The organism is Corynebacterium sp. 22-2729, assembly GCF_053479475.1.
Map to the genome: position 1 here is coordinate 129,006 of NZ_JBRBCA010000005.1, position 22,111 is coordinate 151,116.

Below are 22,111 nucleotides of genomic sequence, written 5' to 3' on the forward strand. Positions count from 1 at the left end.
GGCGATGAACTCCCGTCCGGGCGCGGGAGTAGCATCGTGGACATGACTTCGAACTACACTCCGTTTCGCCGTCCCCGCCGACTTCGCACGTCCCCGCAGATGCGTAATTTCACTGCGGAGACGGATCTGAACCCCAACAGGCTGGTGCTGCCGATGTTTATCGCTGATGGGCTGGATGCGCCACGCGATATTACGAGCCTGCCGGGGGTGCAACAGCACACCGAGGATTCGCTGTTGCGCGCAGTGGAAGAAGCTGCGGAGGCGGGCGTGGGCTCCATCGACCTGTTCGGTGTGCCCCGGGACGAAGACAAGGATGCAACCGGTAGCCAGGCGGTGGCCGAAGATGGCATTCTCAACCGCGCGGTGCGCGCCGTTCGAGAGCGTTTCGGCGACGATATTTTGGTCATGGCCGACACCTGTCTCGACGAGTTCACAGACCACGGCCACTGCGGTGTACTTTCCACGGATCGCTTTGGCCACCAGATCGTTGACAATGACGCCACCCTGCCGCAGTACGCCAAAATGGCAGTAGCCCAGGCGGAGGCCGGCGCCCACATTGTGAGCCCCTCCGGAATGATGGATGGACAGATTCGCTACATCCGTGAAGCACTGGATAATGCCGGCTTCCAGGACGTGTCAATCATGGCGTATTCCGCGAAATACGCCTCCGCGTTCTTTGGACCTTTCCGCGAGGCCGTTGGTTCCTCGCTGCAGGGCGATCGGCGCACCTATCAACAGGATCCGCGCAACCTACGGGAATCCATCCTGGAAACCCAACTGGATATCGACGAGGGTGCGGACATGGTTATGGTCAAGCCCGCAATGCCCTACCTGGACGTTCTGCGTGAAATTGCTGACATGTCTCCGGTGCCGGTCGCGGCCTACCAGGTCTCCGGAGAGTACGCGATGATCTCCGCAGCCGCCCACAAGGGGTGGATTGACCTGGACGCTTCGATTATGGAATCCATGTACGGCATCCGTCGCGCCGGAGCAGACATCATCCTGACCTACTGGGCCACCCGCGTAGCCCAGATGCTCAATGGCAAAGATGCTTAAACGACGGTAATCACAGTAGGCTAGGTGGCTGTATGAACAGCACCGACAGCAGCGCACGAATGAATACCCAACAACAAGATCCACGCCAGATGGGTGGGCCGCACACCGGCCCCCAGCAGCGGCCACCGATGGCGCCACAGGGGTATGGCATACCCCAGGGAGCCCCAGGACAGCAGGGGCCGCTGGGCACCCCGAAACCGCCGAAGCCGCCGAAGGTGGGCCGCAAAGACGGCCTAGCTCCGGATATCAAGAACGCGCCAGAGGACGTACGTTACGGCGTGTGGGCATGGTTGAGCGTCGCCGTTTTACAGCTCTTGGCCAGTGTGGTGCAATTCGTGGCAAACATTGTGGATCCGCGTGCGCTGACGCAGAGCAGCCAGGGGATGCTGGACAGCCAAAGCGGGTTGTTTGCCAGCGTTTTGGCAGATCAGGATGCTTCGCAGATCGCCACGCAGGTGAACATCAGCTCGCTGGTGTGGGGCATTATTGCTTCCGCCGTCTGTGCATACCTGGCCTGGCGTGCGGGACGGGGCGCACCGTACTCGCGTCTCTTCCTCAACGTGGCCTCTGTGTTCATGATCTTCAATGCAGTGCTCATCACGTTTGCCAGCGGGCCAGAGTACATGCCCGTAGGGTTCGTGCTGATCATCGGCATCTTGACCATTCTTTCTGGAGTGGGTGCCGCGCTGGGACTCTGGTTTATGTCCCGCCCGGATAACCGTGATTGGTTGGGCATCCCCAGCGACAAGGAGATGGATAAGTACGCCAAGGAGCTCGACGAGTATCGGGCGGAGACGCGGCGTCAAAAAGAAAACCGTCAAAAAGAAAACAGGGACAGGGCAAAGGAAAAGGCGAACGCCAAGACAAACGCAGGCACGGGCGAGGACAGCGACCGCACCAACCACAACGACCACACCTGGGGAGGGCGCTAAGCATGCCTGCAATGTTCCCTTCGATGGTGCCGAGCGGTGACGACCAAAACCGCAAGGTCCACTATTGGAAGCCGGGCGACCCCACACCGCGCATTGTTATTGTCTCGTTTGCGATGCTGCTGATCCTGGGGATACTGATGATTTTCTTTGGGGTCCTGTCGTTGACAGCCTCGTGGGATCGCGAACCGCTGAATCCCGAGGAAGCAGAGCGCATGAACTTTGTCCGCAACAATGTGCGCATTCTCGGTGCAATCAGCATCGTGGTCGGCGCCGTGTTGGCGTTCTTCTCCCGCGGCATACGCGATGGTAATCGCAGCAAGCGACGCCTGGTGCTGTGGGCTGGTGCGATCGGTATCTTCTTTATGCTGGCAGGTTGGGTTTTCCAGTTCACCGGACCGGGGCAGGCTGTTTTGGCGTTGCTGTTGGCCGTAGCGTTGCTTTTGGCCTACAGGCCCGCTGCCAATCCTTATTTTGACGCCGGGAAACCGTCGACCGAAGCTCCCGTCGAGGGTGATGGCACCCTTCCGGGAGACATACTGCGGGGCTAGGAGAAATGTCAGAAAACGATTCTCAGATCGTACCGACCAGTAGCCGAGTCGCGAGCCAATCTTCCGTGGAGGTCGACGACGTCGACGAAGCCATCCTGCAGGCACGCGAGGCTGCGGCGAAGGCTGGCTTCGACATGGATCGCTCTCCCCAGTCGCCGGAAGAAGTCGAACGCGCGCCCCGGGAGCACTGGGGGTTGACCAGCTTCGCCTATCGAGTGGAGGGGCTGGAAAGCGCGGTGGATGCCACCACCGTAGAAACCGAACTCAACAACATCTCGGGCGTGCAGGCCGCCGTGGTGTACTCCACGGGAATGGTGTGGATCTCCGCAGAAGATCAGGTGAGCCTGACGCAGATCCAAGAGGTGCTGGAAAAACACAACCTAGATAGCTGGCTGACCGATTCCTCGCTCCGCCGTCGCGCCGCCAGGCTGGAGATTGAGGAAACCCGTCGACGTATGCGGCGCCACGCCAGTGCCCACCGACGCGCGTGGGCGGCAGCAGAAAGCCGCAAACGACGCGATGCAGGCAAAGTGGAATTCGAGCGGTTCCGGCGCAATAACCCTTTCGACCCGACGGAAGGATTACACACTGCCCGGCAGCTCATTACCCGCATGCGGCTGATCGTCGCTGTGCTGCTTGGGTTACCGGTGGTGGTAATGCAGCTGGTTTCCGCCTGGCAGTTCGACTATTGGCAGTGGATCTGCCTCGCACTAGCCACCCCGGTGGTCACATGGTGCGCGTGGCCTTTCCACCGGGCTTTCCTCGGTGGGCTTAGGCGCGGACAATCGGCACTCGACGGTGCCAGTTCCGTGGCGATTTTATTGGCCTATGTGTACTCGGCGTGCATGTTGATCTTCTCCTCGGCTGGCAATGTGGGCTGGCAGAGCCACCAAGTGCTGTTCGCAGGCGTGTGGTCTGCCCAGCACCTCGAAGGTGCAGTGTTCTTTGACGTGGCTTGTGGTGGAACGATCCTGCTGCTGTTCGGCAGATTGCTATCCCGCCGAACGGCGCTGCGCTCCAAGTCGATCTTGTCCGTGCTTACGGTGCCCGCGGCCAAGGAAGTCACGGTGGTGCGCAAGACACGCAAGTCGAAGACTGAAAAGAAGAACATTCCGATTGCGGAGATCCGCACGGGGGATGACATCATCATCCCCACCGGCATGATGGTGCCAAGTGATGGCGAGATCATTAGCGGTAAGTCCCTTGTGGACATGGGGCCGGTCGGTGGTTTGCACCGTACCTTTGAGGTCTCTGTTGGCGATCGGATTTACGCCGGCGCCCGAAACCACGGCGCCGCATTGAAGATGCGCGTGCATGCGACAGGTTCCTCTACCCGCCTGGCCGCGATGCACCGGTGGGTGCGCGGTTCAGCTTTGGACGAAACCCGCTTGTCCCAGCTGACAAACCGTACAGCCAGCCTGCTGGTGCCATGGGCGTTCGGCCTGGCTATCGTAGACTTCATTGCCTGGTTGGCGATCACCAAGTCCGTCGACGCAGCAATGGCCACGGTGCTTTCGTTGCTGGCCGTCGTGGCTCCGGTCGCATTGGCTCTGTCTGCTCCGCTGGCGCTGCGCTTGGGACTTTGGCGTGCTGCCACTTCCGGCGCGTTGCTGCGCGATACGGGTACGATTCACAAGCTCGCTGAGGTCGACGCCATTATCTTCAACCGAGTCGGCACTCTCACTGAAGGACCGATGCACGTCATCGGCGTAACCCCTTCCAAGGGAGAGAACCCGGATCTGATCCTGCGCGTGGCGGGAGCGCTTTCCCTGGAATCGAACCACGCCGTTTCTCGCGCGCTGGTGCGTGCCGATCGAGAAGCACGTGACGCGGGTACAGGTGGGGAGGGGATCCCGCATTGGTTGGATGTCGGTGAAGTGAAGATCACCAAGGACGGCACGTTCGAGGGCATGGTAGAGCTGCCAGTGGAAGGGGAGATGCGCAATGTGAAGGCGCGTCTGTGGCGTCCGCATGACCTCGGTGAGGTGCGCGATCCACACCTGGCGACTGCCGTGCTGAGCGGCGGTTCCCCCGTCATCGTGAGCTGGAAGGGCAAGGACCGCGGGGTAATTAGCCTGGCGGATAGCTTTAAGGACGATGCCCCGGCTGCCATTGATCGGCTGGAAGACATGCAGTTGGAGACCTATATGCTCTCCCGCGACATCTACCCGGTGGCTCGCCGCACAGCTAACTCTATTGGCATCTCCACGGTGCTGGCAGGTATTGCGCCGAACCGCAAGGAGGCGACGGTGCGCGGTGTGCACGCCGCGGGTGTGCGCGTGGCAATGGTGGGTGACAGTGATGTGCTGGGTGCCCTACGAGTGGCGGACGTGGGCATCCTCATGGCCTCTTCGAACCGTATTGACCCGACTGCTTCTGAGGTGGCGGACGTGGTGATGCAGCGCGAGGACGTATCGGCTCTGCCGGAGCTGGTGAATTTGGTTCGCCACGTGCGCAACACCACTGACTGGAATGTGTGGTTGTCCTGGACCTATAACGTCGTCGGCGCGATGCTAGCCGTTGCCGGTGTGCTTAACCCACTGTTGGCAACTTTGTTTATGCTGCTCAGCTCTACGCTGATCGAAAGTCGCAGCGCGCGTATCCTGCACCGCAATTACGCGCGGGGCACATTGCGCCAGACGCACTCGTGGCAGGGATGGGTAGCCCGTCGTAGGGAGATCCGCGAACTGCGCAAGCAGGAGAAGCAACGCGCCGAGGCTATTTCTCTAGCCCGTGCTGAGGCATTGGACGAGGAGATTGACCAGGCACAGGCCTAGCCGCGCTAGGCTGGTGGGGATTGCAAGCTAACCACTTTTCCGGAAGTGGCGGAAAGGATTCCTTTCGTGTCTGTCAACGTCGATGCGCAGCACTCTGACAACTCCAACCATCAGGCCAGTGCCGAGGCCATGGATCGGGCACGTGCCCTGATCCCGGGCGGTGTGAACTCGCCAGTTCGCGCCTTCGGGTCGGTAGGCGGAACCCCACCGTTTATCACCTCCGCGCAGGGATCCACGCTGAACGATATCGACGGGAACTCTTATGTGGATTTGTTCTGCTCCTGGGGGCCGATGATTCACGGTCACGCTCACCCGCAGATCGTCGAGGCAGTCCGTGAGGCCGCAGGCCATGGCCTGTCCTTCGGCGCCCCGACCACGGTGGAGGTGGATCTGGTGGAGGAGATCGTCCGCCGCACCTCGGTAGAAAAGGTGCGCTTGGTCAACTCGGGTACTGAGGCCACCATGTCCGCTATTCGTCTGGCGCGAGGCTATACGGGACGCGACAAGATCCTAAAGTTCGAAGGCTGCTACCACGGCCACGTGGATTCACTACTGGTTGCGGCTGGTTCAGGCGTCGCTACCTTTGGCCTGCCGGATTCCCCGGGCATCACTAAGGCCGCCGCCGGCGACACTGTCGTGGTTCCCTACAGCGACGTGCAGGCCGTCGAGAATGCTTTTGCCTCCCACGAGGGCGAAATTGCCGCGATCATTGTCGAGGGCGCGCCGGGCAACATGGGCACGGTCAACCCACAGGACTTCAATGCAGAGCTGCAGCGTATCGCCCACGCCAATGGCGCTCTGCTTATCGTCGATGAGGTCATGACTGGCTTCCGCGTCACCGAGTCCGGCTGGTTTGGCAAGGACGGCGTGGCCGGCGATCTCACCACCTTTGGCAAGGTTGTTTCGGGCGGCCTACCTGCCGCCGCATTTGGCGGTAAGGCGGAGATTATGGACCACCTCGCGCCGGTCGGCCCGGTGTATCAGGCAGGCACGTTGTCGGGCAATCCCGTCGCCGTTGCGTCGGGTCTGGCCTCTTTGAAGCTCGCCGACGCCGCCGCGTACCAGAAACTCGATGCGAATGCCGACACTTTGGCAGGCATCCTGTCCGATGCTTTGACCAGGGCCTCCGTCGCTCACAACATCCAGCGTGCAGGAAGCATGCTGAGCGTGCGCTTTGCCGAGGGGGAGGGCACGAACTTCGCCGATATGAAGGCAGCAGATACCTTCCGCTACCCGGCGTTCTTCCACACCTTCTTGGACGCTGGGGTATTTGCTCCGCCGAGCGTGTTTGAGACCTGGTTCGTCTCTACGGCGCTCAGCGATGCGGACTTTGAGAAGATCGCGGCAGCTGCCGCTCCAGCCGCCGCGGCTGCTGCGGTAGCCACCCCCACCCGCTGAAGCCTGATACCACAAAGCTAAAACCCCAGTAAGAACCCCTTAAAGCAGGGATCGCCTTACTTGGGTTGAGGTGGTCGGCACGCTAAGCTAGGTGACCATGGCAACGATCGTTCACCTTGTACGGCACGGAGAAGTGCACAATCCGGATCGCATTCTCTATGGCCGTCTGCCCGGTTATCACCTCTCCGAGCGAGGACGGAACATGGCACACGCCACCGCCTCTGACCTCGCTGATCACGATGTGGTTTACCTGGCCGCGTCCCCACTCGAGCGGGCGCAAGAAACCGCCCGCCCCTTTGCAGAGAAGCTCGGGCTGGACGTAACGACGGACGAGCGGATCATCGAGGCGGGTAACGAATTGCAGGGTCTGCACATCAAGGGTGTGCGCAGTGCTCTGTGGAATCCGAAGCGTTGGCCGATGCTGAAGAACCCCACCATTCCCAGTTGGGGTGAGCCTTACCAGGAGATCGCCGAACGCATGTGGCAGGCCATTGACACCGCGCGTGAAAAGGCGCGAGGGCATGAAGCCGTATTGGTGAGTCACCAGCTGCCCATCGTGATGATCCAACGCGACGTCCAGGGGCTGCCTTTGGCACACAACCCAGCGGATCGACAGTGCGAGCTGGCATCTGTGACCTCGCTGGTGTACGACGGCGGACACCTGACGGATATCTTTTACTCCGAGCCAGCACAGGAGATTTAACCGTGCGTAAAACCACCACCGCAGCGCTTGCGGTCTGCCTCCTTGCCAGCGGCGCAGCACTTTCTGCGTGCGGCGAAGACAACACCGCAGGCACTAATGCCGTGGCTAGTGGCGGCAAGTTTGAATTCGTGTCTCCCGGCGGACAGACAAGCATCCACTACAAGCCCGAGGAGCGCAAAGAGGTCGCTGACTTCACCGGCACAAACCTGAATGGCGACAAGGACATCAACCTCAGTGACTTCGAGGGACAAGTCGTGGTGCTCAATGCCTGGGGTCAGTGGTGTGGCCCCTGCCGTAGTGAATCCGATGACCTGCAACGAGTGCAGGAGAAGCTGGAGAAGCACGGAGGCGGTACCGTCCTGGGCATTAACGTGCGAGACAGTGTTAAGGAGAAGCCACAGGATTTCGTGAAAGATAACGGGATTACCTACCCGTCGATTTACGATCCGCCGTTTAAGACTGCTCTAGCACTAGGCGGCGTGCCGGCCTCCGTCATCCCCACCACCATTGTGTTGGACAAGAAGCATCGCCCGGCACATATCTTCTTGAAGGAAATCACGGATAAGGAACTGTGGGAGCAGGTCGAACCGCTGTTGAATGAGGACAAATAAATGATCCTCGCGGAGTCGATCGGAGAGACCTTCGCGGATACGGCAGCCGCCGGTCCGTTGTTGCTTGCACTGCTGGTCTCTGCGGCTGCGGGCCTGGTTTCCTTCGCCTCGCCGTGCGTCATCCCGCTCGTGCCGGGCTATATCTCCTACCTAGCGGGAGTCGTTGGCGCGGAGACTGAATTCACCGAAGAAGGCACGGTGGTTAAGGCCAAGCGGGGCCGGGTGGCCACTGCTGCACTGTTGTTTGTGCTGGGCTTTACCGTCGTATTTGTGCTCGCCACGGCCACAGTCTTCGGTGTGATCAGCGCCCTGACTTTGAACCAAGCGCTCTTAATGCGCATTGGTGGCGTGGTGACGATCGCCATGGGTGTGGTGTTCATGGGGTTCATCTCCCCGCTGCAACGCGACACGCGCCTGAGCCCCAAGCGCTGGACGACTATCGCCGGCGCGCCTCTGCTGGGCGGAGTTTTCGCCCTGGGCTGGACCCCCTGCCTAGGCCCCACACTCGCTTCGATCATTTCGGTCTCCGCCGGTACCCAGGGGATGACAGCTGCCCGGGGTGTGATCCTCATCGTCGCCTATTGTCTGGGGCTCGGGCTACCATTCATTATCGTGGCATTGGGATCCTCCAAGGCACTGACGGGGATCGGTTGGCTAAGCAAGCACTCCCGCACAATTCAAATGATCGGTGGCGCGCTGCTTATCATCGTCGGTCTACTGCTGGTCACCGGCCAATGGTCGGTGTTTGTGGAATACATCCGAGAGGTCTTTATCTCGGATAAGACCTTGCCGATCTGATCCGCCCGGGTTACTGACCCGAGCGGGGCGTCGAAAAAGTAGGCGTCAATAAAAACGAGAAAGCGAAAGTACGAGAGAGCAACCATGCTGAAGACGATCCTGAGCTTGCCGAAGAAGGGCTGGCTGTGGCTCACGAAGATGAAGACTGCCCTGGTGCTGCTTTTCCTCCTGGCGCTGGCTGCGATCCCGGGAGCGCTGCTACCACAGCGGTCGCTCAACGAGGGCAAGGTTGCCGAATATATTGACGCCAACGGCAAGACCGCCCAGGTTTTCGACAAGTTGCAGCTTTTCGATGTCTTTAGCTCTACGTGGTTCGTGGCAATCTACGTGTTGCTCTTCATTTCCCTGGTCGGCTGCATCCTGCCACGCAGCATTGACCACTACAAGGCACTGCGTTCCTCCCCACCACCGGCGCCGAAACGCTTGGACCGCATGCCGTATCACTACTCCGGCACCGTCGAAGAATCAGTGGAAGAGGTACAGAAATCCCTGCGGAAGGAATTCAAGGGCTGGAACCTCAACGAGGTCGATAAAGAAAACGACCGCGCCGGGGCATGGTCCATCTCGGTGGAAAAGGGATATCTGCGTGAGGCTGCGAACCTGGTGTTCCACTTGTCGCTGGTTGGCATTCTCATCGCCGTGGCGGCGGGCAAGATGGTCTACTACGAGGGACAAGTCGTCGTGGTGTCCGGCACCGAGGGCGAACAGTCGCAGTTCTGCAACTCTGCGGTGTCTAACTACGATTCTTTCCGCAATGGTCCCCTCTTTGACGGCACAGGGCTGACCCCCTTCTGTGTTCACGTCAAGGATTTCAAGGGTGACTATCTTCCAAACGGCCAGGCAGTGGGTTTTGAGTCCAACATTGACTTTGCCGACAAGGAGACCGCCTTTAAGTCCACGGATCAGTGGCAGCACGAGACGCTCAAGGTGAACCACCCACTGCGCTTCCAGGGCAACCGCGTGTACCTGCAGGGGCACGGTTATGCTCCAACGTTCACCATTACGTGGCCGAACGGAGAAAAGCGCACCGAGACCGTCCAGTTCCGCCCGGACGACATGACCTATTTCTTGTCCTCCGGTGCGGTGCGCTGGGACCCGCCGGCAGGTATATACCCCGACCTACAGGAACGGCGCAAGCACCAGATTTCGCTGCAGGGACTATTTGCACCGTCGGCAGAGTGGACCGGTCCAAAGGGTAAGATCCTTTCCTCCAACTTCCCGGCGATGCGAGATCCGGCAGTGGCCATCGACGTCTACCGCGGTGATACTGGCCTGGACGGTGGCCGCAGCCAGAATATTTTCTCGCTGGATCGTGAGGCTTTGCATTCCGGTCAGATGCAGATGCTGGACCGAGTGAACCTGACGAAGGGTGAGTCCGTCACCCTGGACGACGGTACGAAGATCACCTTCGATGGGGCAAAGGAGTTTGTGAACCTGCAGATCTCCAAGGACCCAACTACCACGTGGGTTCTGGTGTTTGCCCTGCTCATGCTGGTTTCTTTGGTCGGCTCCCTGGCTGTGAAGCGTCGTCGTTTCTGGGTACGCGTGACCCCGGAGGGTGCCGGCACGCGTATCCAGATCGCCGGGCTTTCCCGTACCGATTCCGCCGGTTGGGGTAAGGAATTCAACCGTCGCGCCGAGCGCGTACTGGGGTTGGAAGAAGAGGCCCTCGACGAGGATTACGACGTGGACACTGCCGATTGGGAAGATCACGTGGACGATCACCTTTCTTCTCACCCAGATAGGTGATTGTGGAAGCGCGTGAACAGGGGCTAAGCTGTCACTTTGTAGCGATTTAAGACTTTTCTTTAGAAGGATTTTCGATGCAGATCGATCCACAGCTATCCGATTTCTCCGACTTAGCCTTCCGTACCGCGGAGGCTTTGTATCTGCTGGCTCTTGCCGTGTCTCTTGTGTTCTACGGCATTGTGCGTATGGCCAATGACCGTCGCCACCAGCGAGCCGCTGACCTGGAGAAGCTACGTGCCAAGGAATCTGCAAAGGTTAACTCCACCGCGAAGGTCGCCGTCGGTGCGGGCGTTGGCGCTGGGGTGGATTCGGTTGCTGACGAAAGTAGGGCCGAGGAGCCTGACTATGCGGTTTTCGAAGCACAACTGCCCAAGCGCCTGCGCTCTGAGCAGGTAACCAAGTCTCTGAATCTTGTGGACAAACTGGGTGGTATTACCCAGGCGCTGGTCTGGCTGGCCGTGTCGATGCATGCCGTGTTCGTGGTTCTGCGTGGCCTGGCTACGAACCGCTTCCCGTGGGGCAACCTCTTCGAATATGTCGGTGTGGTCACGCTGTTTGCCATGGTCATCGCCGCGTCTATGGTGCGCCGTAAGGCCATGCGTGTGATGTGGCCATGGATTCTGACCCCGGTCGTGGGTCTGCTGTTCTACGCAGGCACCAAGCTATACGCAGAGACCGCCCCGGTTGTTCCGGCACTGCAGTCCTACTGGCTGGTCATTCACGTTTCCACCGTTGCTATTGGTGCTGGTATCGGCATGATGTCTGGCCTGGCTTCGCTGATGTATCTGGTACGCCGTGCACAGCCGAAGGGCGAGGAAAAGGGTTGGCTGCGGACGTTCGCCGCCCCGCTGCCAGAGGCCAGCAAGCTGGACGCACTGGCTTATCGCACCGCCGTGTGGGCGCTGCCGATTTTCGGCCTGGGTATTATCTTCGGCGCAATCTGGGCGGATGCTGCATGGGGACGCTTTTGGAACTGGGATCCGAAGGAGACCGTATCCTTCATCACTTGGATCCTCTACGCTGCTTATCTGCACGCCCGCGCCACCCCGGGCTGGCGTGGCCCGAAGTCTGCGTGGATCAACGTCTTTGCCTTCGCCACGATGGTATTCAACCTCTTCTTCATCAACATGGTGGTCTCCGGCCTGCACTCCTACGCCGGCCTGAACTAGTCACCAAAGGAACAGCGTGAGCACTTTCTCTACTGTCCTCGTCACCGGCGGGGCGGGTTTCATTGGCGCTAACTTTGTGCACCGCACACTGGAAACCAGGCCGGACGTCAAGGTATTTATTTTTGACGCCCTCACGTATGCCGCTAATCCGTTGAATCTACGGACGGACGAGGGCATCCCGCTGGAGGATGCCTATCCGGGGCGGGTGGAGTTCATCGAAGGGGACGTGGCAGACGCCCCGGCATTCCGGGCCGCCTTGGAGCGAGTGATCGCGGCGAGCGGCACCAGCGAGCAACCTTCCTCCGAGAGGGTAGCGATTGTGCACTTCGCGGCGGAAAGCCATAACGATAATTCGCTGGCCACCCCGGCGATCTTTGCCCGTACAAACGTAGAGGGCACCTTGAATGTTGCTCAGGCTGCCGCTGATTTTGGTGTGCGCCTGCACCATATTTCTACCGATGAGGTTTTCGGCGACCTCGCTTTGGACGACCCGAATCGTTTCACGGTGGATACCCCGTACAATCCGTCCTCGCCTTACTCAGCTTCGAAGGCTGCGGCGGATCACTTCGTACGCGCGTTCGTCCGCTCGCGGGGACTGCAAGCGACGATTTCGAATTGTTCAAACAACTACGGGCCACGCCAGCACCCCGAGAAATTCATCCCTCGCCAGATCACCGGCCTAATCGAAGGGCAGAAGCCCCGGTTGTACGGGACAGGTGAGAACGTGCGCGACTGGATTCACGTGGATGATCACAACGACGCGGTGTGGGCGATCCTCGACTCCGGGAAAGTGGGGAAGACCTACCTGATCGGCGCGGAGGGGGAGCGATCCAACCTACAGGTTGTGCGCGATCTACTGGAGATCTTCGACCGTCCGGCGGATGATTTTGTGCATGTTACGGATCGCCCAGGCCATGACCGGCGCTATGCCATCGACCCCAGCAGTATCGCCGAGTTGGGGTGGCAGCCGCACTTTACGGATTTCGCTTCCGGGCTCGCCAAGACAGTGGAGTGGTATCGCCGCAATGAGAAGTGGTGGGTTGAATCCAGGGCGGCGTCCGAAAGAAAGTACCGGGATAACGAGCAAGAAATAGATCCCGCATAACGCCGCTAAAGTAGAAGCTATGAGTGATACGACCTCGCGCACCGATGAGCTACTAGCCGCCGCTGAACCCGGCAGCATCGTGGATTTACCGATCCCCGGAGCCTGGGTGTATGTGCCTCGCGTGCATGGCGACGGCCGGGGCAGTTTCCACGAGAGTTTCAAAGCGGAGGCTTTTGGTGAGAAGCTCGGTTACCCCTTCGAAGTAGCACAGGGGAATCTCTCGCGCTCGTCGCGAGACGTGGTGCGTGGCATCCACTTGGCAGACGTTCCTCCAGGACAGGCGAAGTTTGTCAGCTGCCTGGCGGGCGCTATTACCGACGTACTCGTGGATGTGCGGGTGGGGTCGCCGACGTTCGGCCAGCACATCACCGTGGAGCTGTCAGCGGAGAATAATGTCAGCGTCTACGTACCCTTGGGCGTAGGACATGGTTTCCGTGCACATGCCGACCACACGACGGTGAACTACCTGGTCACCGAAGCGTATAACCCAGAGCGGGAATACGGCATCGACCCGTTTGATACGGAACTGGCTGTGGCGTGGGGCGTCACAAAGGAAGAAGCCGTGCTCTCGGACAAAGACCATGCGGCACCGAGCCTCAGTGAGGTACGCGATCGTTTGCCGAACTACCGGGAGGTACGTGCATGGGAAGCACAACTGCGCGCGGATTGGGCCGAGGCGCTGCAGTCGGCTGATGAGTGGGCTCCCGAGCAGGGAGATACCAACTAATGAAGGGCATCATCCTGGCCGGAGGAACCGGTTCGAGGCTTTGGCCGATTACACAGGGCGTCTCCAAACAGCTAGTGCCCGTGTACGACAAGCCGATGATCTACTACCCACTGACCACCCTGATGCTGGCAGGGATCCGCGACATTCTGGTGATCACCACGGGTGCGGATGCGCAGCAGTTCCGCAGCCTCCTCGGCGATGGCTCGCAGTTCGGAGTACAAATCAGCTATGCGGTTCAGGATCAGCCGAATGGTCTGGCTGAGGCCTTTATCGTTGGCGAAGACTTCATCGGCGATGACTCCGTGGCTCTGGTTCTGGGCGACAACATCTTTTACGGCACCGGCCTGGGAACCCAACTGCGGCGCTTCCACAACCCCGAAGGCGGAGCGATCTTTGCCTACTGGGTGGCCGAGCCAGAAGCCTATGGCGTGGTGGAGTTCGACCGCGAGGGCACGGCGCTGAGCTTGGAGGAAAAGCCCGCTGAGCCGAAGTCCAACTACGCGGTACCGGGACTGTACTTCTACTCCAACGCCGTAGTGCAGATCGCTAAGTCACTGGAGCCCAGTGAGCGCGGGGAACTGGAAATCACCGACATCAACCGTCGCTATTTGGCCGAAGGACGCCTGCACGTGGAGGTACTGCCGCGCGGAACCGCCTGGTTGGACACCGGAACGGTAGATGATCTCGCCGCTGCTGGCGACTTCGTCCGTGCCGTCGAACAGCGGCAAGGCCTGAAGATCAGCTGCCCGGAGGAAGTTGCTTGGCGCCTGGGGTACATCGATGATGCACAACTGCGGGCGTCAGCAGACAAACTAGGCAAAAGCGCATATGGACAGTACCTCAGCGCATTAATGAAACGCGGAAAAGAGCGGTAGACAAGTGGCTATCTCTATCGAGACGATCCCCGGCCTGGTGGCACGCACATGGCGCGATCTGGAATGGTCGGGGCAGCGCGTGCCGAAGCAGGGCATCGACCATGCGGTGGTGATTCTGGACGGGCTGCGATCCAAGGAATACGAGCTTAACGACATGCTCCCGGAATCTGTCGTGGTTCGCGTGCCCTTCGAAAAGGAATACCGAGCCCAAGCCATGCTGGAATCTTCGCTGATCGCGCAACTGTTCCGCCGCACAAAGGTACGTGTGCCGGGGACGGTGCGGCAGGCCTACGCGCGCGGGACTTTCAACACCGCCGAACCCGTGATGCTGACCATGCAGACGGAAATGCTGGGCGAACCACTGAGCGCGGAATTGTGGCAGTCGCTTTCCGCCAGTCAACGTGCCTGGGTGGCCGAGCAGCTGGGAAGTCTACTGGCCACGATGCACGCCTTCGACCCCGATGTCCTGCCAATGAGCCGCGTGGATTCCTGGTGGACTGACGGTGCTTCGACCTCCACTCTGAGCCATGCCCCGCGCACTCTCCCGGGCAAAAATGAACTGATGAAGTCTCGCGTGGAAGCAAATCTGGTTCCGCACCTCACGGTCGCGGAATTGGACTTCGTAGAGCAAATATTTGGCCAGATTGATGACCTTCTCGCCCGGCCGAACCAGCAGCGGGCGCTGACTCATGGCGAACTGCACGAGGAACACATGCTGTGGAACGCTGAAGGAGGCGTGGGCGTCATCGACTTCTCCGACATGACGGTCGGTGACCCGGCGCTGGACTATGCACATTTCGCCGGCATTTCTCCGAATCTTCCGGAGCTGGTGTTCGAACAGGCGATCATTCAACATGAGCAGCGTCGCCAGGCGCCTGCCGTGCCAGGAGTGCCGCCGCCGATGCCTGGACCGTTGTATCGCGCGGCCGACGGGGGCCGAACCTCGGAAAGCTCCGAGGATACGGATGTGTTGCGCCGGGCTGAGATCTACAAGAACTGGGACAACATCTTCCTGCTGATCGACCACTACCGGACGGGGCGCTCACCCCGCGTGAAGCTTTTGTAGGTTCGCTAGCGCTACTCCTGCTCAGGATCGTTGTTGCTCTGGTTCGGGTTGTGCTGCTCTCGTTCCTGCTGCTCGCGTCGCCGGAGTTCCTCCCGTCGCTCCACGCGTCGTTTACGCTCAGCCTCTTCGGCTTCTTTGGCCTCTTGCGCACGCCGCTGCTTGAAGCGCTCTTTCTCGATGTTCCATAGAAAATCCGGGTCGTCGTCCGGCCCCTTGTGGTTCCTCGCCACTTCGTTGTTCCTATTGACGCCCCCACGCCGGCGCTGCTGAGCATTTCCCCAGGTCTGTGGACCGAATGCTTTCCACAGCAGTACGAGAGTGACGATGAACAAAGCGAGCAAAAGAAGTCGACCCATGTAGACAATCCTAAAGGATCCTCAGACAAGCACCTGCGGCTTGACGATTAACGGAACTTCACGGGCTAAACGTAGTGTGGTGTGCGTGGCTAACGAAGATGTGAATGCGAAGAACCAGGCTAAGGCTTCGGCTGATACTGCGGCCGCTGGCGATGAGGGCGTCAACAAGAAAGACGGCAAGAACCTCGACAAGGGCAAGGCCGTCCGTGACGTAGCGCTATATGCCTTCCTGCGCCTGCTGCTGTTCCTGGTGCTGACGTTCATCATCCATTCGATCGTGATTTTGCTGGGCATGGCAGACTACTTCCCACTGCTGGTGAGCATGACGCTGGCGCTGATCCTGGCGCTGCCTCTGTCGATGTTTATGTTCAAGGGGCTGCGCCTGCGCGTCACCGAACAAATCGCGCGGTGGGATGCCGAGCGCCAGGCTCACCGGCAGGAGCTACGTGACCAGCTGCGCGAGCGTTTGGACGATTAATTTCTCTACAGTTTGTCCACCGATCTTGGTGGCGGTCATCTGCGGATTAGACTCGCTGCTATGAACGGCAAACCGCGGGACGTGGTTGTATGGGCAGACTCCCGTCACCAACGCAAGAAGCAGATCGGCGGCGCTACGATTGGGCTGTTATTCCTCGGGCTGGTGGTGGCATGCGTGGCTATGGCCATCGAAGAGAAATCCCCGGTTCCTTTGGTTGCCATCGCCATCGTGGGCATCGCGCTGTGGGGCTGGTACATGAGCCAGAAGGACGTGAATGCACGGGCTAACGCCAGCGCGCGGGAGGGGGTGAACCCGGCTTTTATCGCCGATGATTTTGGGGTGGGCGATGCGGCAGTGCGGATACCGTGGAGAGATATAGCACGGGTGAGCGTGTACGACCTTCGTTACAACACCACAGGGCCACTCTCGGTTGGACTTGGACAGGAACTGGCAAGGAACTGGACGAGGAGCACGGGCACCCTGGATGGACAGTTCGAAGTAAGGGTTGAACTCCGTACTCGCCTAGGGCATGAATCGGCCTTGGAGCGCTATCGGGTCAATCCCACGGCATCGCTGCCAAAGGGGATTTATAGCGTCGATTCCTATGGCGTGAACTTCATTTTGGGCTCTGTGGTGCCCTCAACGTGGCGAGCAGGGCTTACCCGCGAGATCGAAGCGAAGGTTCGTTTCCACGGGGTGGAGTTTCGCTAGGCCAACAGCGCGGCGACAAACTCCAGAATCGACCACAGCAGCATTCCACGCCCCAGCATGCCCAGCACGGGGATTAGCGCCTTTCCTTCGGCGCCACGAGTTACAGGGCTGGCGGCAATCACAAACAGCGGCACAGCCAGCAGCGCAAGCAGCCCCCACCAGTGGCCGACGCTAATGCCGATAGTCACCACTACCGCCAGGGCGACCAGCCCCACCCACAGTCGGCGGGTGTTTGCATCCCCCAGACGCACAGCCAACGTGATCTTTCCGGTGACAGAATCAGTGGGAATATCGCGCAAGTTGTTGGCTAGGTTCACCGCGCTGGAAAGGCTACCGACGGCAATGGCCAGCAGCCCGCCCCGCCAGCTCACGGCGCCGGTCTGGGTGAACTCCGTGCCCAGCACCGCCACCAGGCCGAAGAAGACGAACACAGCTACTTCGCCTAGTCCCCGATAACCGTACGGGTTCTTTCCACCGGTGTAGAACCAAGCGCCCGCAATGCAGGCCACACCTACGAGTACTAGCCACCAAGCGCTCAGCACGCTCAGCACAATGCCGGCAACGGCACCCACTCCGAAGGCGGCAAACGCGGCGTACTTCACCTTCCGCGGTTCCACAAGGCCACTGCCGGTCAGACGCAGCGGCCCGGAACGGTCGTCGTCCGTTCCCTTGATGCCATCGGAGTAGTCGTTGGCGTAGTTCACGCCCACGATCATCGCGAGGGCAACAACCCCGGCCAGAACCGCCCGCAGTGGGTTGGCGGCACCCTCCAGGGTGGCGGCAGCTGTGCCCGCAAGCACAGGGGCAACGGCGTTGGCCCAGGTGTGCGGGCGTGCCCCTTCGAGCCACTGAGCTGGGGTTGCTCCGGGGTGCTGCCTGCTGGTGGAGGTCATGGTTCGCCTTTCTAGAGCTCACACTCTTAATGGCACTCGTACAAAAACCTTTATTCTAGTCCCCCAATAGGCGTGGCTTTCTGAGTACTCTCCTGCAACATTTCGCGCAATATTTTCGCGGCCCGTTGGCGGTCGGTTTTCCCCGGGCCGGTGGTTGGCATTTCGTTGATTACCCAGGCGCGCCGGGGGAGTAGTTCGGGCTTCACTTGCCCGCGCATGGCTGTACGCACCATCTCGGTAATGTCGGGTGCGGTGGCTCGATCAACGCCGTCGTTGAGAACTACCAGCACCCCAATCGACTCGCCGAACTCTGCATACTGTGGGTCTTCTATGCCCGCGGCAAAGGCAGCTTCCGCGCCGGGAACGCTTTGACAAAGGGCCTTTTCAACCTCCTCGGGAAGTACCTTGTATCCGCCCGTGTTGATCGCCCCGTCGGCGCGCCCCAGAATCCGCAGCACGTCACCGTCCAGCACTCCAATGTCGGAGGTTAGAAACTCTCCCGCAGTCGGGAACGCCTCTGCTGAGTCCACGTTGCGGTAGCCGTCGGCCACCATCGGTCCCGCGATCCGCACCCGCCCGGCTCCGCGCTCGTCGGCGTCACTAATCCGCACCCGTGCTCCCGGTAGGCAATGCCCGTTGTATACCATCCCTCCGGCCGTTTCGCTCGACCCGTAGGTCAGTGCGATCTTCGCTCCTGCTTCCGCCATCTTCTTTATGACGCCCTCACGCGCTGCTGCCCCGCCGACCAGTACACAGGCGTAGCGTGTCAGTGCTTGCACGGCGGCGGGGTCTGTGGCGATCCTTTCCAGCTGTGCGGGGACGAGGGAAGTGTAAAGATCTGCACCTGGATAAGTGTCTGCGAGGTGCAGCGTGTCCGCGACGAAACCAGCTGTGTTGAAGTGCGATCCCTGCTGTAAGTGCTGGGCTGCGATGGGAGTATAGCCCGCTCGGAGGCTACGGAGTAGGACTTGCAGCCCGGCGATGTGATGCGCTGGAAGTGTGAGCAGCCATGCCCCTGGTTGGGCTTGAAAGTGGTGCTCCATGAAGGAGACGGTGGCGTCCGCACTGGTGGAGAGTTGGCTGGGGCCGAGCACTGCGCCTTTCGGGGTGCCTGTGGAGCCGGAGGTACAGGCGATGAGTGTGCCCGGCGCTACGCTGTCTGCTTTGTCTGTGCTTCCCGCGCGCATTTGTTCCGGCAGGTCGGGGCAGGTTTGTTGCCAGTCTGCGGGGAGTGGGAGGAGGGAGAGTTCCTCTGCGAGGAGTTGCTGGAGTGCCTCCAGGGAGTCGGCGAAGAGTTCGGGCGAGGAAGCGCTGATGACAGTTGGCTGCAAGGGAACGGAGGCGGGATTTCCGGTCATGCTGACCAATGTACAACCTGCCTAGAGGTGTGCCCTGTCCCTGTGACGGCTTGTAAGGGGTGCGACATTCGGAGGAGGGGGAGGGGGCGAAGCAAAACCCCCGCGCGCAAGAGGTGCGCACGAGGGCTATGTTGCTCCGGCGAGGGGTTAGTCGGCCTGAAGACCGAATTCCTGGACGCGCTTTACAGTGGCTTCCAGCTCCTCCGGGCCGGGTAGACGCTTATGGATGGCCAAGAAACTAGCCTGTACATCCTGGCGAGTGGCCGGGGTTTTCCCGGTGTCGATGAGGTAAGCGACGATGTCGAGGTAGGAGGGGCTGCGTGTATCCAAGGCGTTCAAAGAAGGGGTCGGGAGATCGTTGTTTGCCTTTAGGTAGTGGCGATACTGTGCGGGAAGGAGGAGGGAATCTGTCTCGGTTGGTGCGTGTGTGTTGCGTGTGCGGTGTGCATTTGCGACGCGTGTGCCGGCGGCGTGAATCGACGCAAAATGCGCAGCCGGATCAGGGCCCTTGGTGGTGACAGCGGTTCGGAGCTTAGCTCGGAGCTGGTTGAATGGGTTAAACATGATGCCTACCCTCCTTCCTTCGACGACGTTGAGTTTCTAACGATAGAACATAGGGTAGTTAACAACTGTTGGGAACGTCAAGTATTTTTTGTTCCAACCTTAAGTTCGTACTTGAAAGCAACAAAACCCGCCGGGAAGCTATCAGCTCCTCCGGCGGGGTAGTGGTGGGCGAGCCTTAAAAGTGGCTCGCGGATGGCGTTTGGCCTTTAGTCGCCACCGCCGCCATCTCCGCCGCCGTCACCGCCAGCATCGGAGCCACCGTCAGAGCTGGAACCAGAACCAGAGCTGGAGAAATCGCCGAAGCTGTTGCTCGACGGTCCATTGCCCTGGTTGCTGTTCCACTGGGTGGTAGGCGCATCGGCATTGGAGCTGTCGCCATATTGGGAGCTACCAAACGGAGTGGCATTGCTGCCGCCGATGACACCGGCACCACCCGCGGCGGCGCTGGTGTCGCGGCGTGCGTTATTCCACATGTTGTTGCTCTGGTTGTTAGCACCTTGGTTATTCAGGCTCTGGTTGTTAGCGCCTTGGCTATTCAGGCCCTGGCTATTCGAGCGCTGAGCCGGGGAACCGTAATTGCCGAAAGGATTCTGCCCCGGATTCTGCCTCTGAGCCTGACCCTGCGCCTGCCCCGAATTCGGAGCCATATTCTGATTCCCGACCGATCCAGCCGGCGCACCTGCGGGTGCAAAGTTGCCGTTGTTTAGGCCGAAAGCTTCATTGCCCCTAGCCGTTTCAGCCTCCTTGGCCGTCTTTTCCTTACGTTCCTTACGGGCACGTACGGGCGTCATAAAGAGGTAGTCCAAGCTAAAACGGCCGGAGCCATACGCTGCCAGGGCGAGACCCGCGGCGCCCAGAAGACCGACAAGCTCCCAGCCGCCATCGGAAACGAAGACACCCTTACCCCAGTGCGCGAAACCAAATGCGAAGACCATTTGCACAAACAAGATTGGGCCGACGATCCGAACCAGCAGACCCAGGATAAGCAGCACACCGGCAGCGAGTTCGAAATATGTTGCGAACTGTGCGGAAGCGTTCGGCCATGGGACGCTCATGGACTCGAAGGATTTAGCGGTACCGTCGATGGTCCAGGAATTGTATTTTTGCCAACCATGCGCCAGCAGCACGATGCCCACCAGGATGCGGGAAATGGTGATGCAAACATCTTTATAAATGTTCATGCTGCTAACGCTACCAAGTTAGCGCTGCTCCGGGCTGGCTAAAAGCAAGAGCGGCTAAAAGCAAGGGCGCACCCTAGTTAGCCCTAGTAGTAATAAGGGAAGGGCTCCCAGCGTGGCTCACGCTTCTCCAAAAAGGCCTCCTTGCCCTCGACCGCTTCGTCGGTCATGTAGGCCAGTCGTGTGGCCTCGCCCGCGAAGACTTGCTGCCCCATCAGACCGTCATCGGCCAGGTTGAAGGCGAACTTCAGCATGCGCTGGGCAGTGGGGGACTTCGTGTTGATCTCGCGAGCAGCTTGAATAGCCTCGTCCTCCAAGCTGCCGTGGTCAGCGACGATATTCACCGCGCCCATCTGCTGCATCCGCTCGGCGCTATATGTCCGGCCCAGGAAGAAGATCTCACGCGCGAACTTCTGCCCCACCATCTGCGCCAGATACGCCGAGCCATAGCCTGCGTCGAAAGACCCGACATCCGCATCGGTTTGTTTGAACCGCGCCTCCTGCCGGGAAGCAATTGTCATGTCGCACACCACGTGCAGCGAGTGTCCACCACCTGCAGCCCAGCCGTTAACCACGGCGATGACAACCTTCGGCATCGTTCGGATCAGACGCTGCACTTCCAGGATGTGCAGGCGGCCTCCCTCGACCTTTTCGCGTGCCGTATCCACACTCGACTCATCCGCCGCTGCCACGTCCCCAGTGTGCTCGGTGGCATAGCGGTAGCCAGAACGACCACGGATACGCTGATCGCCGCCGGAACAGAAAGCCCAGCCGCCGTCCTTCGGGGATGGCCCGTTGCCGGTCAGTAGGATCGTGCCGACATCCGGGGTGCGACGCGCGTGATCTAGCGCCCGGTACAGCTCGTCGACGGTATGAGGACGGAAAGCATTGCGCACTTCAGGGCGGTTAAATGCGATACGCACGATACCATTCGCCCGCCCCTCGCCGACGTGGCGATGGTAGGTGATGTCGGTGAAATCGTTGACACCGGGGGTGTCCACGGGTCGCCATAGTTCGGGCTTGAAGGGATTGCTGCTGTTTTCGCTCATGTTCGCCATT

General features: G+C 60.1%; 22 protein-coding genes. 16 read left to right on the forward strand and 6 right to left on the reverse strand.

The window, feature by feature from the left end:
- Positions 1-42 precede the first annotated feature (42 nt).
- The 14 genes from hemB (at position 43) to ACUY2T_RS05250 (ending at position 15,514) form a co-directional block, all read left to right on the forward strand.
- On the forward strand, positions 43-1,056 hold the full coding sequence (gene hemB, locus ACUY2T_RS05185) for a porphobilinogen synthase (RefSeq protein ID WP_448307807.1): 1,014 nt from the start codon (positions 43-45) through the stop codon (positions 1,054-1,056).
- A gap of 32 nt (positions 1,057-1,088) precedes the next feature.
- Positions 1,089-1,988, forward strand: a complete 900-nt coding sequence (locus ACUY2T_RS05190; RefSeq protein ID WP_448307808.1) for a hypothetical protein — start codon at positions 1,089-1,091, stop codon at positions 1,986-1,988.
- Positions 1,989-1,990: 2 nt separating this feature from the next.
- Positions 1,991-2,536, forward strand: coding sequence for a hypothetical protein (locus ACUY2T_RS05195; RefSeq protein ID WP_448307809.1), 546 nt, complete (start codon positions 1,991-1,993; stop codon positions 2,534-2,536).
- 5 nt (positions 2,537-2,541) lie between these two features.
- Entirely contained in the window at positions 2,542-5,313 is a 2,772-nt protein-coding gene (locus ACUY2T_RS05200) for a heavy metal translocating P-type ATPase (RefSeq protein ID WP_448307810.1), read from the forward strand.
- A 66-nt stretch (positions 5,314-5,379) separates the two neighbouring features.
- Complete coding sequence (gene hemL, locus ACUY2T_RS05205; protein ID WP_448307811.1) at positions 5,380-6,711, forward strand: glutamate-1-semialdehyde 2,1-aminomutase; 1,332 nt, start codon at positions 5,380-5,382, stop codon at positions 6,709-6,711.
- A 97-nt stretch (positions 6,712-6,808) separates the two neighbouring features.
- Positions 6,809-7,414, forward strand: coding sequence for a histidine phosphatase family protein (locus ACUY2T_RS05210; RefSeq protein ID WP_448307812.1), 606 nt, complete (start codon positions 6,809-6,811; stop codon positions 7,412-7,414).
- A 2-nt stretch (positions 7,415-7,416) separates the two neighbouring features.
- A complete protein-coding gene (locus tag ACUY2T_RS05215; RefSeq protein ID WP_293792203.1) occupies positions 7,417-8,025 on the forward strand; it encodes a TlpA disulfide reductase family protein in 609 nt (202 codons plus the stop codon).
- Complete coding sequence (locus ACUY2T_RS05220; protein ID WP_448307813.1) at positions 8,026-8,823, forward strand: cytochrome c biogenesis CcdA family protein; 798 nt, start codon at positions 8,026-8,028, stop codon at positions 8,821-8,823.
- Between the two features lie 84 nt (positions 8,824-8,907).
- On the forward strand, positions 8,908-10,572 hold the full coding sequence (locus ACUY2T_RS05225) for a cytochrome c biogenesis protein ResB (protein WP_448307814.1): 1,665 nt from the start codon (positions 8,908-8,910) through the stop codon (positions 10,570-10,572).
- Positions 10,573-10,646: 74 nt separating this feature from the next.
- Positions 10,647-11,741 carry a c-type cytochrome biogenesis protein CcsB gene (gene ccsB, locus ACUY2T_RS05230; protein WP_448307815.1) on the forward strand — a complete coding sequence of 365 codons (1,095 nt, stop codon included), beginning with the start codon at positions 10,647-10,649 and terminating at the stop codon, positions 11,739-11,741.
- A 16-nt stretch (positions 11,742-11,757) separates the two neighbouring features.
- Positions 11,758-12,846, forward strand: a complete 1,089-nt coding sequence (gene rfbB, locus ACUY2T_RS05235; RefSeq protein WP_448307816.1) for a dTDP-glucose 4,6-dehydratase — start codon at positions 11,758-11,760, stop codon at positions 12,844-12,846.
- A 19-nt stretch (positions 12,847-12,865) separates the two neighbouring features.
- Positions 12,866-13,573, forward strand: a complete 708-nt coding sequence (gene rfbC / locus ACUY2T_RS05240; RefSeq protein ID WP_448307817.1) for a dTDP-4-dehydrorhamnose 3,5-epimerase — start codon at positions 12,866-12,868, stop codon at positions 13,571-13,573.
- Positions 13,573-14,448, forward strand: coding sequence for a glucose-1-phosphate thymidylyltransferase RfbA (gene rfbA / locus ACUY2T_RS05245; RefSeq protein WP_448307818.1), 876 nt, complete (start codon positions 13,573-13,575; stop codon positions 14,446-14,448). Before rfbC ends, rfbA begins: the two co-directional genes overlap by 1 nt.
- Before the next feature lie 4 nt (positions 14,449-14,452).
- Positions 14,453-15,514: an aminoglycoside phosphotransferase family protein gene (locus ACUY2T_RS05250; RefSeq protein WP_448307819.1), complete on the forward strand. Its 1,062-nt coding sequence runs from the start codon at positions 14,453-14,455 to the stop codon at positions 15,512-15,514.
- An 11-nt stretch (positions 15,515-15,525) separates the two neighbouring features.
- Here ACUY2T_RS05250 and ACUY2T_RS05255 read toward each other — a convergent pair whose 3' ends face one another.
- Positions 15,526-15,870, reverse strand: coding sequence for a hypothetical protein (locus ACUY2T_RS05255; protein WP_448307820.1), 345 nt, complete (start codon positions 15,868-15,870; stop codon positions 15,526-15,528).
- A gap of 85 nt (positions 15,871-15,955) precedes the next feature.
- Between ACUY2T_RS05255 and ACUY2T_RS05260 the strand changes: the two genes are divergently transcribed.
- Together ACUY2T_RS05260 and ACUY2T_RS05265 are read left to right on the forward strand one after the other, a co-directional pair.
- Entirely contained in the window at positions 15,956-16,348 is a 393-nt protein-coding gene (locus tag ACUY2T_RS05260; protein ID WP_293792185.1) for a DUF4229 domain-containing protein, read from the forward strand.
- A gap of 60 nt (positions 16,349-16,408) precedes the next feature.
- Positions 16,409-17,059, forward strand: a complete 651-nt coding sequence (locus ACUY2T_RS05265; RefSeq protein ID WP_448307821.1) for a hypothetical protein — start codon at positions 16,409-16,411, stop codon at positions 17,057-17,059.
- Here ACUY2T_RS05265 and ACUY2T_RS05270 read toward each other — a convergent pair.
- The 5 genes from ACUY2T_RS05270 to ACUY2T_RS05290 all read right to left on the reverse strand — a co-directional run bounded on the left by ACUY2T_RS05270 (position 17,056) and on the right by ACUY2T_RS05290 (position 22,101).
- Entirely contained in the window at positions 17,056-17,952 is an 897-nt protein-coding gene (locus ACUY2T_RS05270) for a 1,4-dihydroxy-2-naphthoate polyprenyltransferase (RefSeq protein ID WP_448307822.1), read from the reverse strand. The genes ACUY2T_RS05265 and ACUY2T_RS05270 overlap by 4 nt on opposite strands.
- Before the next feature lie 50 nt (positions 17,953-18,002).
- Positions 18,003-19,310, reverse strand: a complete 1,308-nt coding sequence (locus ACUY2T_RS05275; protein WP_448307823.1) for an AMP-binding protein — start codon at positions 19,308-19,310, stop codon at positions 18,003-18,005.
- Between the two features lie 147 nt (positions 19,311-19,457).
- On the reverse strand, positions 19,458-19,874 hold the full coding sequence (locus ACUY2T_RS05280; protein ID WP_448307824.1) for a hypothetical protein: 417 nt from the start codon (positions 19,872-19,874) through the stop codon (positions 19,458-19,460).
- Positions 19,875-20,080: 206 nt separating this feature from the next.
- Entirely contained in the window at positions 20,081-21,055 is a 975-nt protein-coding gene (locus tag ACUY2T_RS05285; RefSeq protein ID WP_448307825.1) for a DoxX family protein, read from the reverse strand.
- Positions 21,056-21,138: 83 nt separating this feature from the next.
- Positions 21,139-22,101: a 1,4-dihydroxy-2-naphthoyl-CoA synthase gene (locus ACUY2T_RS05290; RefSeq protein ID WP_448307826.1), complete on the reverse strand. Its 963-nt coding sequence runs from the start codon at positions 22,099-22,101 to the stop codon at positions 21,139-21,141.
- Positions 22,102-22,111: the final 10 nt, after the last annotated feature.

What these genes read in the sequence shown, in the direction of transcription:
- ACUY2T_RS05285 (WP_448307825.1), bottom strand. Translation starts at nt 21,055, where the DNA reads ATGAACATTTATAAAGATGTTTGCATCACCATTTCCCGCATCCTGGTG.
- ACUY2T_RS05290 (WP_448307826.1), bottom strand. Translation starts at nt 22,101, where the DNA reads ATGAGCGAAAACAGCAGCAATCCCTTCAAGCCCGAACTATGGCGACCC.
- ACUY2T_RS05255 (WP_448307820.1), bottom strand. Translation starts at nt 15,870, where the DNA reads ATGGGTCGACTTCTTTTGCTCGCTTTGTTCATCGTCACTCTCGTACTG.
- ACUY2T_RS05225 (WP_448307814.1), top strand. Translation starts at nt 8,908, where the DNA reads ATGCTGAAGACGATCCTGAGCTTGCCGAAGAAGGGCTGGCTGTGGCTC.
- hemB (WP_448307807.1), top strand. Translation starts at nt 43, where the DNA reads ATGACTTCGAACTACACTCCGTTTCGCCGTCCCCGCCGACTTCGCACG.
- ACUY2T_RS05265 (WP_448307821.1), top strand. Translation starts at nt 16,409, where the DNA reads ATGAACGGCAAACCGCGGGACGTGGTTGTATGGGCAGACTCCCGTCAC.
- rfbC (WP_448307817.1), top strand. Translation starts at nt 12,866, where the DNA reads ATGAGTGATACGACCTCGCGCACCGATGAGCTACTAGCCGCCGCTGAA.
- ACUY2T_RS05210 (WP_448307812.1), top strand. Translation starts at nt 6,809, where the DNA reads ATGGCAACGATCGTTCACCTTGTACGGCACGGAGAAGTGCACAATCCG.
- ACUY2T_RS05280 (WP_448307824.1), bottom strand. Translation starts at nt 19,874, where the DNA reads ATGTTTAACCCATTCAACCAGCTCCGAGCTAAGCTCCGAACCGCTGTC.
- ACUY2T_RS05195 (WP_448307809.1), top strand. Translation starts at nt 1,991, where the DNA reads ATGCCTGCAATGTTCCCTTCGATGGTGCCGAGCGGTGACGACCAAAAC.
- ACUY2T_RS05270 (WP_448307822.1), bottom strand. Translation starts at nt 17,952, where the DNA reads ATGACCTCCACCAGCAGGCAGCACCCCGGAGCAACCCCAGCTCAGTGG.
- ACUY2T_RS05200 (WP_448307810.1), top strand. Translation starts at nt 2,542, where the DNA reads ATGTCAGAAAACGATTCTCAGATCGTACCGACCAGTAGCCGAGTCGCG.
- ACUY2T_RS05220 (WP_448307813.1), top strand. Translation starts at nt 8,026, where the DNA reads ATGATCCTCGCGGAGTCGATCGGAGAGACCTTCGCGGATACGGCAGCC.
- ccsB (WP_448307815.1), top strand. Translation starts at nt 10,647, where the DNA reads ATGCAGATCGATCCACAGCTATCCGATTTCTCCGACTTAGCCTTCCGT.
- rfbA (WP_448307818.1), top strand. Translation starts at nt 13,573, where the DNA reads ATGAAGGGCATCATCCTGGCCGGAGGAACCGGTTCGAGGCTTTGGCCG.
- ACUY2T_RS05275 (WP_448307823.1), bottom strand. Translation starts at nt 19,310, where the DNA reads ATGACCGGAAATCCCGCCTCCGTTCCCTTGCAGCCAACTGTCATCAGC.
- ACUY2T_RS05190 (WP_448307808.1), top strand. Translation starts at nt 1,089, where the DNA reads ATGAACAGCACCGACAGCAGCGCACGAATGAATACCCAACAACAAGAT.